General features: G+C 36.4%; 13 protein-coding genes and 1 other RNA gene. All 14 read left to right on the top strand.

The features are described from left to right. Nucleotides 1-81 precede the first annotated feature (81 nt). The 14 genes from W908_RS03805 (at nucleotide 82) to W908_RS03745 (ending at nucleotide 13214) form a co-directional block, all read left to right on the top strand. On the top strand, nucleotides 82-444 hold the full coding sequence (locus W908_RS03805) for an Mth938-like domain-containing protein (protein WP_053819995.1): 363 nt from the start codon (nucleotides 82-84) through the stop codon (nucleotides 442-444). Next, nucleotides 441-1577 carry a rod shape-determining protein RodA gene (gene rodA, locus W908_RS03800; RefSeq protein WP_053819994.1) on the top strand — a complete coding sequence of 379 codons (1137 nt, stop codon included), beginning with the start codon at nucleotides 441-443 and terminating at the stop codon, nucleotides 1575-1577. The genes W908_RS03805 and rodA overlap by 4 nt, the downstream gene beginning before the upstream one ends. Nucleotides 1578-1660: 83 nt before the next feature. Further along, nucleotides 1661-2803, top strand: a complete 1143-nt coding sequence (locus W908_RS03795) for a D-alanyl-D-alanine carboxypeptidase family protein (RefSeq protein ID WP_053819993.1) — start codon at nucleotides 1661-1663, stop codon at nucleotides 2801-2803. Between the two features lie 203 nt (nucleotides 2804-3006). Then, nucleotides 3007-3891, top strand: coding sequence for an amino acid ABC transporter substrate-binding protein (locus tag W908_RS03790; protein ID WP_053819992.1), 885 nt, complete (start codon nucleotides 3007-3009; stop codon nucleotides 3889-3891). 76 nt (nucleotides 3892-3967) lie between these two features. Next, nucleotides 3968-4690 carry an amino acid ABC transporter permease gene (locus W908_RS03785; protein ID WP_053819991.1) on the top strand — a complete coding sequence of 241 codons (723 nt, stop codon included), beginning with the start codon at nucleotides 3968-3970 and terminating at the stop codon, nucleotides 4688-4690. Continuing rightward, a complete protein-coding gene (locus W908_RS03780) occupies nucleotides 4690-5352 on the top strand; it encodes an amino acid ABC transporter permease (protein WP_053819990.1) in 663 nt (220 codons plus the stop codon). The genes W908_RS03785 and W908_RS03780 overlap by 1 nt, the downstream gene beginning before the upstream one ends. Nucleotides 5353-5366: 14 nt before the next feature. Then, a complete protein-coding gene (locus W908_RS03775; protein ID WP_053820779.1) occupies nucleotides 5367-6095 on the top strand; it encodes an amino acid ABC transporter ATP-binding protein in 729 nt (242 codons plus the stop codon). A gap of 60 nt (nucleotides 6096-6155) precedes the next feature. Beyond that, nucleotides 6156-6935 carry an aminotransferase class IV gene (locus W908_RS03770; RefSeq protein WP_053819989.1) on the top strand — a complete coding sequence of 260 codons (780 nt, stop codon included), beginning with the start codon at nucleotides 6156-6158 and terminating at the stop codon, nucleotides 6933-6935. A gap of 77 nt (nucleotides 6936-7012) precedes the next feature. Next, an RNA gene (gene ffs, locus W908_RS08695) (signal recognition particle sRNA small type) lies at nucleotides 7013-7108 on the top strand. Between the two features lie 28 nt (nucleotides 7109-7136). Continuing rightward, nucleotides 7137-8756, top strand: coding sequence for a DNA polymerase III subunit gamma/tau (gene dnaX, locus W908_RS03765; protein ID WP_053819988.1), 1620 nt, complete (start codon nucleotides 7137-7139; stop codon nucleotides 8754-8756). Continuing rightward, on the top strand, nucleotides 8749-9054 hold the full coding sequence (locus W908_RS03760) for a YbaB/EbfC family nucleoid-associated protein (protein WP_053819987.1): 306 nt from the start codon (nucleotides 8749-8751) through the stop codon (nucleotides 9052-9054). The genes dnaX and W908_RS03760 overlap by 8 nt, the downstream gene beginning before the upstream one ends. 20 nt (nucleotides 9055-9074) lie before the next feature. Then, complete coding sequence (gene recR, locus W908_RS03755) at nucleotides 9075-9659, top strand: recombination mediator RecR (protein WP_053819986.1); 585 nt, start codon at nucleotides 9075-9077, stop codon at nucleotides 9657-9659. A gap of 74 nt (nucleotides 9660-9733) precedes the next feature. Then, nucleotides 9734-12481: a valine--tRNA ligase gene (locus tag W908_RS03750; protein ID WP_053819985.1), complete on the top strand. Its 2748-nt coding sequence runs from the start codon at nucleotides 9734-9736 to the stop codon at nucleotides 12479-12481. An 82-nt stretch (nucleotides 12482-12563) separates the two neighbouring features. Continuing rightward, nucleotides 12564-13214: a TIGR04211 family SH3 domain-containing protein gene (locus W908_RS03745; protein WP_020027666.1), complete on the top strand. Its 651-nt coding sequence runs from the start codon at nucleotides 12564-12566 to the stop codon at nucleotides 13212-13214. Nucleotides 13215-13226 lie beyond the last annotated feature (12 nt).

Here is a 13226-nt window from a genome sequence, read left to right as displayed (position 1 = left end):
TCCCTTCAAACAAATCAAAATGTTAAGTTAATTTTACACTGTTATAATATTCCTCCAACACCCAAATATACTTGCAAATTAATGGAATTCACTCAGCAAAACGCGAATACAAATACCATTATTTCAGTTGACGAATCCTCAATAACAATCTCACATTCCAAATTAAATAGGCCGTGCTTTGTTTCAGCTAATAAAGCTAGTGAAGTTTCAATCAAAAATTTAGGGGATATAGGAATAGAATTTTTATTTCCACTAGTTGTAAAAGACCCCATTGATCTATTAATTATTGGTACAGGAAATTCGCCAAAATTTCTCTCTCCTAAGCAGCAAATTGAACTCTCTGAATTTGGCCTTGGTGTTGAATGCATGAATAATTCATCGGCATGTTCAAGCTTCAACCTGCTCTTAGGAGATCTTAGGAAAGTTGGTTTATTGCTTTTATGATTGCTTTTTTATTAAAAAAGTTAGTCATCTTTTATAAATTCTTCAAAATTGACACGCCTCTTCTTATTCTTCTTATACTTCTATCATCTTTTGGGTTATTGATACTATATAGTAGCTCGGGAGGCTCTCTAAGCCTTGTCTATAGGCAGATGGTCCATCTTGGCCTTGCCACCTCTGTAATGCTTGTAATTGCTCAAATTCCGCCTATCATCATGCTAAGGTTTGCTCCCATATTAATGCTTTTGGGCATTTTTCTACTAATACTTGTTCTATTTTTTGGAAGCTCAGGAGGTGGCGCCCAGCGCTGGCTCGACCTTGGATTTGTTCGGTTTCAACCCTCTGAGCTAATGAAGATTATTGTTCCAATGACTATTGCAGCGATACTGAGTGAAAAAACGCTGCCTCCAAGGGCATTCCCAGTCATTATTTCATTCATAACAATCGTAACTGTTGTGCTATTGATTGCAAGACAGCCTGACCTTGGAACCTCTTTATTAATTGGCGCTTCAGGGGTGTATGTATTATTCTTCTCTGGGTTTAGAGTGATGCTAGTTAAAAATATTTGGCTCAACCTCGTTATTTTATCAAGCGCTCTTACAGGGTCACTCTATTTTGCGTGGAATTACCTGTTGATTGCTTATCAAAAAAGAAGAATTCTCACTCTGTTTAATCCTGAATCAGATCCACTTGGATCGGGTTATCACATCATTCAATCAAAAATTGCTATTGGCTCAGGCGGCTTTACAGGTAAAGGAATTGTGAGGGGCTCTCAGTCTCAACTTGATTTTGTACCTGAACAGTCCACCGACTTTATTTTCTCTGTTTTAGCCGAAGAACTTGGGTTCCTAGGGTTCATATTATTGATCCTAATCTATGCGCTTATTATTTACCGATGCATGAGTTTATCTCTTAGCTGCGAAGACAACTTCTCCAGACTTCTCGGGGCGAGCCTGACCTTCGTATTTTTTACCTATATTTTTGTGAATATAGGTATGGTATCTGGCCTCTTACCTGTTGTTGGAGTTCCATTACCTTTAGTGAGCTATGGCGGCTCATCTTTGATTACTCTTATGGCGAGTTTTGGAATTATTATGTCGATTCATAAACATAAAAGTCCAAGATATTTACAGTAACTCGTTATAATCAAATTGTTGAATACAATTACTTAAATTAGTTAACCTCTTCAATCAATCAAATACTGGGCAAATACAATCTCATGAAATCAAATATCTTCACATTTTTAAAATCTTTCTTTTTAATATTAATATTTTCAAATGTCATTGCCGAGGAGCCCCGTTTTTACATTCCTGACTCCCCTCCAATCGCAGCTAAGTCTTATGTTTTGATGGATCATAACTCTGGCAAAATTCTTGCGGGTGAAAATGAAAATGAAAGAAGATCTCCTGCCAGTTTGACTAAAATAATGACCTCTTATGTAATCTTCAAACGAATAAAAGAAGACTTTATTTCTCTTGATGATGAGGTCAAGATAAGTGAAAAAGCATGGAAAACGGGGGGCTCAAGAAGCTTTATTGAAGTCGGTAAAATGATCAAGCTTGAAGACCTGCTTATGGGTATGATTATTCAATCAGGCAACGACGCCTCAGTTGCTCTCGCAGAGCATGTAGCTGGCTCTGAGGGCACCTTTGTTTTATTTATGAATGATTATGCTCAAGAAATTGGCATGACAGACTCGCGCTTTGAAAATTCCTCAGGTTTACCTCACAAAGACCAGTATACAACAGCTAAGGATATGGCCCTCTTATCTTCAGCAATCATTAAAGAATTCCCTGATTTTTATGAATGGTATGGCCAAAAAGAATTCACCTATAACAACATTAAACAAATTAACCGCAACAAGTTATTGTTCACGGACAGTACCGTCGATGGTTTAAAAACGGGCTGGACTGAGAAGGCGGGATACTGTCTTGTTACCAGTGCAAATCGCGTCGATATGAGGCTTATTTCAGTTGTACTAGGCTCTGCAAGCCCTGCCATCAGAACAGCTGAAACTGAGAAGCTGCTTGACTATGGTTTTCGCTTCTTTGAAACGCAATCAGTAAATGACATATCTCATCAGGTTCCTGTTTATAAATCCAAAATAGGAAACATTAAAGTGGGTATGGCTGACTCTAGCTACTTAACATTGCCACGAAATCAATTTAAATATACAACCCAAACAATCAACCTTGAAGGCGACTTAATCGCCCCAATTAACAAGGGTGATCAAGTTGGAACCCTTTCTATTAGCTTTAATGATGAAGATATCGCTACGCTTCCTCTTATAGCTTTAGAAGATGCTAATGAAGCTGGCTTTGTATCAAAAATGATCGATACTGTGAAACTTATGTTTAGGTAGTATTTATATCTTAAAAATACTAACCAAATCCTACAGTCGAGAAAATTACTGGAAGTTTTAACTTAACTTCCGTTAATTTTTAGAATAAATCACTTAAATCTATTTTTTAATTCAATTGAGTAAATATATTGATATACTAAGAATGTACTTTTAACAATTTTGATTAATCAAAAGTACAATATTAACTAATAGGAGTTTTAAAAATGAAAAAACAAATGATATTCATTGCAGCATTTATTTCTGCACTTACTTTTTCAGTGCCTGCAATTGCTGATGCTGGAGATAGTCCCACTCTTAAACGTATTCAAGATAGTGGTGTGGTCAATATTGGACATCGTGAAACCTCAATTCCATTTTCTTACATTGGTGCTAATAATGAACCTGAGGGTTATTCGATAGACCTTTGCCATAAAATTGTTGATGCAATTAAAGAACAACTTGGAGTCAGCAGTTTAGACATTAACTATGTTCCAGTTACTGGTCAAACACGTATACCTTTAATAGCAAATGGAACTATTGATATGGAGTGTGGCTCTACTACAAACAACTTGACTCGTCAAAAACAAGTTGAGTATTTGCCTACTACATTTATCACAGGCACAAAAATTGCCTCAAAAGTTGGATCTGGTATCAGTGAACTTGAGGATATGAATGGAATGGTTATTGGTATGTCAGCTGGCACTACAAATGAAAAAGCCATAAAGGCAGCAATTGCTGCTGGTGGTTTAGACATTAAAGTCGTAACAGTTAAAGATCACAGTCAAGGCTGGTTAGCTCTTAAAACAGACCGTATTGATGCTTATGGATCAGACGATGTACTTTTGTATGGTTTGATTTCTAAATCTGACAATCCTTCAAACTATCAAGTTACTGGTCGCTTTCTATCGTTTGACCCGTATGCTTTAATGGTTCAACGCAATGATTCAACTTTTGAACGATTAGGTCGTGCGACAATTGCTGGTTTAATGAGATCAGGTGAAATGGCTGAAATTTATGCAAAATGGTTCGAACCAGGACCAACTTCGATCAATATGCCAATGTCTTCAACATTGCGTGTTGCATTCCAAGTTCAAGCATTGCCAAATTAATTTAAACTTTTAAAAGTAACAAAAAACAAGGCGTGTGTTTTCACACGCCTTGTCATATTAAGAACTGAGGATAGGTATGAACTACAATTGGGATTGGGGCATTTTGTTTCGAGATCCATATCTAGGATGGATGATCTCTGCATTAGGCTGGACCATCCTAATATCAATCTTGGCTTGGATTATTGCTTTTTCCCTTGGCTCAATTTTAGGAATATTTCGCACTTCTAGTAAAAAATCATTAAGATTAATCGCCACCTGTTATGTTGAACTTTTTCGCAATATACCTCTTTTAGTACAAATTTTTCTTTGGTATTTTGTTTTCCCTGAACTTCTCACAGATGATTGGTCGAGATGGGTAAAAAGAGATATGCCTTATCCAGCATTAACGACTGCTATTATTTCAATTGGACTTTATACTGCATCAAGGGTTTGCGAACAAGTTCGTTCTGGAATAAATGCTGTTGGGGAGGATCAACGGCAAGCTGGCCGTGCAATTGGTATGACTGAAGTACAAGTCTACAAATATGTATTGCTCCCAAACGCATATAGAATAATTCTTCCGCCATTAACAAGTGAATTTCTCACAATATTTAAAAACTCATCTTTAGCTCTTACAATTGGGGTGATTGAACTAACGGCGATGACTCGTCAAATTGAAGAATACACTTTCCAAGGTTTTGAAGCTTTTACTGCTGCAACCATTATTTATTCTCTTGTTACATTTACTGTTATGGCTTTGATGCAACAAATAGACAGAAGAACGGCTCTTCCAGGTTCATTTTCAAAAGGAGCTTCATAGTGTTTGAGCTAGACTTCTCTGTTATTCCTGCTAATAGTTCGCTCTTATGGGAAGGCATTAAAATGACATTTCTTTTGACAGGACTTGCTATTGTAGGGGGTATTATCTTAGGAACATTTTTAGCGCTTTTACGTATCGCTAAAATACCAGTTTTATCTCAATTTTCTGCAGCATACGTCAATTTCTTCCGATCATTACCTCTTATATTAGTAATTTTTTGGTTGTTTTTTCTCGTGCCACTTATTGTTGGTCGACCTGTAGGTGCTTTCTCATCTGTATTAGTAGCTTTTATTCTATTTGAAGCTGCATACTACTCAGAGATAATAAGAGCTGGAATAAACTCAGTTCGACTTGGGCAACTTGCAGCGGCTAGAGCAATGGGCCTTACTTATATCCAAAGTATGCGCTATGTTATTCTTCCTCAAGCTTTTCGGGCAATGACTCCTATACTTTTAACTCAGGCAATTATTTTATTCCAAGACACATCATTAGTTTATGTGGTTGGATTAAGGGATTTTCTTGTTAGTGCTGAAATAGTTGCAAATCGTGATCAACGACTTGTTGAGATGTTCCTTTTTGTTGCACTTGTATATTTTGTATTTTGTTTTGCTGCCTCCCTAGGCGTTAAATATCTCCAAAAAAGGATAAACAATGAATTATGAATAAGAAAGATAATATGATTAAAATGAAATCTGTAAATAAGTGGTATGGCAAAATTCAGGTTTTGAATGATTGTTCACTAGAAGTTTCCAAGGGTGAAGTAATTGTTGTATGCGGACCCTCCGGCTCTGGAAAAAGCACTTTAATTAAAACAATTAATGGTTTAGAACCAGTTAAAAGTGGAGAGATAACAGTTTCTGGAATAAGCGTCACTAATAAATCAACTGACCTAGATCAAATGCGTTCAAAAATTGGAATGGTATTTCAAAACTTTGAACTCTTCCCACACATGAATGTCACTGAAAACATAAAACTTGGACAAATGAAAGTACTAGGACGCACAGATGAAGAGGCAGATCATAAAGCAAAAGCTTTACTTGAACGTGTTGGTCTAACAGAACATGCTGAAAAGTATCCTTCACAACTATCAGGTGGCCAACAGCAGCGTGTTGCAATAGCTCGAGGCCTAGCTATGGAGCCAATGGCGATGCTTTTTGATGAGCCAACCTCCGCTTTAGATCCAGAAATGATCAATGAAGTTTTAGATGTGATGGTTAAGCTCGCAAAAGAGGGGATGACAATGATGGTTGTTACTCATGAAATGGGCTTTGCTAGAAAAGTAGCTGATAGAGTCATATTTATGGATTATGGTAAAATTATTGAAGACGCTCCTTCGCAAGATTTTTTTGGATCTCCACGAAGTGATCGAGCTCAAGAATTCCTCTCTAAGATATTAAACCACTAAGTAATAATGGTATATCTGAACGGAAATTTTATCCCAAAAGATAAAGCGTATATACCAGTAATGGACCGTGGTTTTCTTTTTGGTGATGGCATTTATGAAGTTTTTCCAGTTTATGATAATACCGTTATTGGATTAGAGCCTCATTTAAATCGACTACAAGATGGTCTTGATGCAATCAATATAGAAAACCCTCACTCTAAAGATGAATGGATTAACCTCATCAACAAGGTTGTTACGCTCAATAATAAAAACTCAAGTCAAGCAATATATTTACAAATCTCTAGAGGTTGCGATGAAAATAGAAAACATACTTATGGGAAATTAAAACCAACCATTTATATTCAATCAAGCGGCATTGAACCTAAAGACAAAAGAGACCTAATAAAAGGAAAATCTGCCATCACCAGAGAAGATATTAGATGGCTTAAAAGCAATACCAAAGCAACCTCTTTACTAGCAAATACTCTTTATGCGCAAGAAGCTAAAGACAATGATTCGGAAGAAGCCATTCTTTACAGAGATGGAATCGTTACTGAAGCCTCAAGCTCCAATGTGTTTATTGTTAAAGACAACTGCTTATATACGCACCCAAAAGGACCAAACATTCTTCCAGGAGTTACACGAAAAATTGCAATTCAGTGCGCTGAAAATTTAGGCATTATGGTAAAAGAAGAGAAATTTACTAAAGAGGAACTAATGCAAGCAGATGAGGTATGGATTAGCAGTTCAACAAGAGAAATTCTTCCAATCACCAGTATTGATGGTATGTCGATTTCAGATGGTTATGCAGGTCCAGTATGGTCATTAGTATACGATCAATACCAAAAACTTAAATCTTAAATCTTAAAAAAAACATATCTAATCATCCAATATAAAATAATTAGAATAATCAATTCAAGTAAAATCTAAATTAGTGTCGAGGGTAAACCGACAATAAATAGTTATGAACCCCGCCAGGCCTGGAAGGGAGCAACGGTAATAATTTTTTTATGTGTTGGATTCTATTCTCGGCACTACCTTAATTCAATGACCTAATTAGCAATGAGTGAACACTACGAAGTTTTAGCTAGAAAATATAGACCTCATAATTTTAAAGAACTAGTTGGTCAAACTCACACCATAAGAACACTTGTAAATGCGTTAGACAGTGATAATCTACATCATGGATTTTTGTTTACTGGAACGCGTGGCGTCGGAAAGACAACAATTGCAAGAATTTTTGCAAAATCTGTTAACTGTGAGGAAGGTGTAAGCTCTAATCCATGTGGAAAATGTGCGACCTGTATTGAGATTGATAAAGGTCAATCAGTTGATTTAATTGAACTTGATGCTGCTTCTCATACCGGCGTTGACCACATGAGAGAGATTCTTGATAACGCTCAGTACACGCCCACCAAAAATCTTTATAAGATTTACCTTATTGATGAAGTCCACATGCTTTCAAAGAGCAGCTTTAATGCGCTCCTCAAAACTTTAGAAGAGCCACCCTCTCATATTAAATTTTTACTAGCGACAACTGATCCTAAGAAGCTTCCTATCACAATCCTTTCGCGCTGCCTGCAATTCAACTTAAATAAGCTTTCTCATGATGAGATTTTGAATCATCTCAAGTTTGTTATGAATGAAGAGAATCTTAAGTTTGATGACAATGCACTATCAAAAATTGCTGAATTTGGAAATGGCTCAATGAGAGACGCCCTAAGTCTTCTAGATCAGTCGATATCTTTTGGAAATGGTAGTGTTGTAGAAAAGGATTTAAAAGAAATGCTTGGACTTGTCAATCATGATGAGATCAGTAATCTTGCTTCTTTAGTGTGTGATCGAGATGCTGAGAAAATTTTATTATTTGTGAAAGAAATGGCGCATAAAGGTGAAAACCTCTCGAATGCACTAAAAGATTTAACCTCACTATTTCATAAAATTTCCATAGCTCAAATTATAAATGATGAAAAGCAATTCTCTCCAGAACTAATGGATCTTGCCAATCAATTTACTGCTCAAGATTTGCAGCTTTACTATCAAATAGCAATTAATGGACAAAAAGATATGAGTCTTTCCCCTAGTGAGCAAATTGGCCTTGAAATGACGCTTCTAAGAATGATTACTTTTCATCCAAATTTTGAAGTGGGTGAAAAAAAAACTCTAGATCTTAATCATTCTGTATCTCTGAAGAAAAGTCCAAGCAAAGACAACTCTAAGGCCTCCTCAACATCCTCAAATAAACAGAGTGATATTTCTATTAAGGAGGTCAATCACTTAGATATCAAATCCCAAGATGGATGGGAAAAAATCATAACTCAGCTTGACTTTAATGGTGCAGCGAAAATGCTAGTGAAAAATACAGTATTTAAATCATTAATTGATCAAAACCTGACGCTGACGCTGAGCGAGGAATTTGTTAACTTGCATACAACTAAAACTGAAGGGTCAATTAGAAATGCGCTGCATAAAATCTATCCAGCCCTAGTAGTAATGATAGAGCCAGGCGAGACTAATGGAAGCTCTTTATCACAAAAAGAGTCAGTGAAGAATAAACAAATACAAAAGCAAACAGAAAATCAATTTTTAAGTGACGATGGCCTTCAAGAGCTTCAGGAGGTCTTTAAATCTCAGGTTGATCTAAAATCTATTAAATCAATAAAGGAGTCTGACAATGTTTAAAGGTGGAATGGCAGGAATGATGCAAAAAGCCAAACAAATGCAGGAGGACATGGAATTAGTTCAAAAAGAAATTAAATCACTCACTTGTGAGGGTATTTCAGCCTCAGGGGCTTTAAAAGTAGAAATGAATGGTGACCATCAAGTTTCAAATATTTTTGTAGATGAAGCACTCATGTCTGACAAAGACATGCTGGAAGATTTAATTATGATGGCTGTAAATGACGCCTCTTCAAAGATAAGCGAAATTTCAAAAGATAAAATGAAAAATGTGACCGGTGGTCTTAACTTGCCTTTTTAGTTATTTAATTTGCCAATATTATGATTGAAAAACTAAACAAAGCATTCAGTAAATTACCTGGAGTAGGTTCAAAAACCGCACAGAGATTTATTTATCATCTCCTGGAAAGAGATCGCCTAGGAGGGTTGGAGCTTGCCAAGGCACTCACTGATGCGATGGAAAAAGTTAAAAACTGTGAGAAATGCAGAACATTAACTGAAAAAAATATTTGTGAAATATGCTCAAATGATGTTCGTGATGACTCACAGCTCTGTATAGTCGAAACTCCCTCAGACATCCACGTTATAGAGCAAAGTGGGGTTTACACTGGCAAATACTTTGTCCTTAGCGGCTATCTCTCTCCTATCGATGGGATTGGTGCATCAGAATTAGGACTGGATGAATTAGAAGTACTATTAAGTAATCAAAGTGTCAGCGAGCTTATCTTGGCAACAAATGCGACAATTGAAGGCGAGGTGACTGCACATTATATTCACAATCTTGCAAAAAAATATCAAATAAAGACCACAAGAATAGCGCACGGAATCCCCCTTGGCGGAGAATTAGAATATACAGATATCAATACAATTGCTCACGCCCTTTCAGGACGAAAAGATTATAACTAGCGAGTCTTTAAAGGGTTATTTCAATCCAAGTAGTTATTGTATAATATGTCAGTTTTATCCGACACATCGCCTTCATGGAAAAAACATATAACCCTGAACTTATCGAACAAAAGTATCGTGATTTATGGGAGACAGGCGACCTCTTCTCTTCAAAAACGAATTCTTCGAGTGAAAATGCATTTAGCATTGTCCTTCCGCCGCCCAATGTAACGGGTAGCCTTCACATGGGTCATGCATTCCAGCACACCATAATGGATGTCTTCACTCGCTACAATAGAAGCAAAGGCAACCAAACACTCTGGCAACCTGGAACGGATCATGCGGGAATAGCAACTCAAATGGTTGTTGAGAGACAACTTGGACTTGAAAATATATCTAGACACGATCTCGGTAGAGATAAATTTACTGAAAAAGTTTGGGAATGGAAGTCACAATCTGGAGGAACGATTACCTCGCAAATGAGGCGTCTTGGGGCATCTGTTGACTGGGAAAGAGAGCGCTTCACTATGGACGAATCTCTTTCAAAGGCCGTAAAGAAAGTATTTATTGATCTCTATAACGAAGGTTTAATATACCGCGGCAAAAGATTAGTTAATTGGGACCCTGTCTTACTCACTGCAGTTTCAGATCTAGAGGTCATTAGTAAAGAAGAGAATGGGTTTTTATGGCATATTAAGTACCAAGTCGCTGACTCTGAAGAAATACTAATTGTAGCTACAACAAGGCCTGAAACAATGCTTGGAGATTCTGCTGTTGCAGTTCATCCAGAAGATGAGCGTTATCAGCACTTGGTAGGAAAGTTTATAAACCTGCCTCTTTCAGAGAGAAAGATTCCAATTATAGCTGACGACTACGTTGATATGGAATTTGGCACTGGCTGCGTCAAAATTACGCCAGCTCATGACTTTAATGACTATGAAATTGGGCAAAGACACAAATTAGAAATCATTAATGTGTTGACTGATAATGCTTCAATAAACTTAAACGCGCCAACTAAATATCAAGGCTTAGATAGATTTGAGGCAAGAAAAGCAATTGTCAATGACCTAGAAAAGCAGAAATTAATTGAAAAAATAGATCCACACACACTAATGGTTCCAAGGGGTGACAGAACCAATAGCATTATCGAACCTTACATGACAGATCAATGGTTTGTTAAAGTAAAACCGCTAGCTGAGCCAGCAATTGATGCTGTTAAAAATGGAAGTATTCGTTTTGTGCCTGAAAACTGGGAGAAGACATACTTTAACTGGATGGAAAATATCGAAGATTGGTGCATCTCTCGTCAAATTTGGTGGGGTCATCGTATTCCTGCATGGTACGACAAACAAGGTAATTATTATGTCGCAGACAGCATCGAAGAGGCTCAAGAACAAGCAGGTGAAAATGTTGAATTAACACAAGATGAAGATGTACTGGATACATGGTTTTCATCTGCACTATGGCCTTTTTCAACCCTTGGATGGCCTGAAGCAACGCCCGAAATGTCGCGTTTTTACCCAACCAGTGTTCTTGTAACTGGATTTGATATTATATTTTTCTGGGTTGCTCGAATGATTATGTTTGGACTAAAATTTGCCAATGATGTGCCATTTAAGGATATTTATATTACTGGTCTCATTAAGGATGGCAATGGACAAAAAATGAGCAAATCTAAAGGAAATGTGCTCGACCCCATTGATTTAATTGATGGAATAAGCCTTGAAGCCCTTCTCGAAAAAAGAACTCAAGGCATGATGCAACCGAAACTTGCAGAAAAAATTCAGAAACAAACAAAAAAAGAGTTTCCTGACGGCATCCCTTCATTTGGTACTGATGCTATAAGATTTACATTCACCGCTTTAGCATCTTTTGGACGTGATATAAAGTTTGATCTAAAACGGGTTGAAGGTTACCGTAATTTCTGCAACAAACTATGGAATGCTTCTCGCTTTGTATTAATGAACCTTGATTCAAAATCAATAAATTTTGATGCAGAATTATCAAGTCAAGATAAATGGATACTATCCAGACTTCAAAAAGTTAAGACTGAAGTTGAAAAACATCTTGCAGATTATCGACTAGACCTCATGAGTCAAACGTTATATGAATTCGTTTGGCATGATTATTGTGATTGGTATCTTGAAATATCTAAGCCCCTTCTAGAGAATGAAAAAACTAAACAAGGTTGCGAAGCTACGCTATTAAAGGTTTTATCTGAGACTTTAGTTTTACTTCATCCAATCATCCCATTTATTACTGAAGAAATATTTGAGCAATCACAAAAATTACAATCTAATTCAACTGGCAAACTCATCTCTCAACCTTTTCCAGAGCCAAATAAGGACTTATTAAATACTGAGGCAGAGGCTGAAATAGACTGGTTAAAGGAATTTATATTAGGAATTAGGAAAATCAGAGGAGAAATGAATATTTCTCCTGGAAAGCCACTGCCTTGTTTTGTTAAGAGCTATAGTTCAAAAGATCAATCCTACATTGACAATAACAAAGCGATGCTATTTGCATTAGCTAAGCTTGATACTGTAGATTTACTCTCACAGGATGAGGAGGAGCCAGAATCTGCGATAGCATTAGTTGGTGAAATGAAAATTCTAATTCCACTTGCTGGACTTATCGATAAAGGGGCTGAGCGAGATAGGCTTAATAAGGAGATTGAAAAATTATCCAAACTTAAATCTCAGTTTGCAGCAAAGCTTAACAATGAAAAATTTATTAATGGTGCACCTGAAGCAGTGGTTAATAATGAAAAAGACAAGTTGGCATCTACTGAAAATGCTTTAAAAGACTTAAATCAGCAATTAGTAAAAATTTCTAAACTATAAAGGGAAAATTGTAATTCATTGAAAAAACACAATAAAAATATTTTAAATCCTGTCAACAAGATAGAATACTCACAAGTTTATTATGATTAAATTTATAGCACTCCCTCTGGCTTTGATACTCCTAACTCTTAGGGTTAGTGCTGAATCATATGTCTATATTACTGACCAACTTGATTTACCCATTCGATCTGACAAATCATTTAATAACAACATAATTCGTCTCCTACCCTCAGGGACTGAGCTCTCTCTTCTTCAGAGTACTGAAGATGGATGGGCTCAAATCCAGTTTGATGATACTATTGGTTGGATTAAATCGTTTTATTTATCCCCAGATCCCTCTGCAAGAGAGAAACTTAAAAAATTAACAAGGACTTATAATGCTAATAAGCTGCTTATCTCAAAACTAAGCGGTGAAAAAGAAGAATTAGAGAGTCAGCTTTTAACTGTTAAGCAAGAAAATACCGACCTAATTGTTCAAAGCTCAAAATCTCAAGCCGAAAAAGAACATATTGAACAAATCTACCAAGATGCGTTGAAACTTGAGCATGAGAATGAGAAGCTTATTCAAGAAAAATTACAGCTTAAAGCTGAACTCCAGTTAGCTGTTAATAACACTCAAATTCAAAAAGATACAAGCTCAAGAAACTGGTTTATTGTTGGCGCAATTGTACTTTTCTTTGGAATGATAATTGGTTTTATAGTTCCAGGACTTCTTAATAGAAGACGGTATTAAAATTTAGGAGAA

Origin of the sequence: Candidatus Pseudothioglobus singularis PS1 (assembly GCF_001281385.1) — a bacterium.
GTDB classification, from domain to species: Bacteria; Pseudomonadota; Gammaproteobacteria; order PS1; family Pseudothioglobaceae; genus Pseudothioglobus; species Pseudothioglobus singularis.
This window is presented reverse-complemented; position numbering and strand designations above follow the sequence as displayed.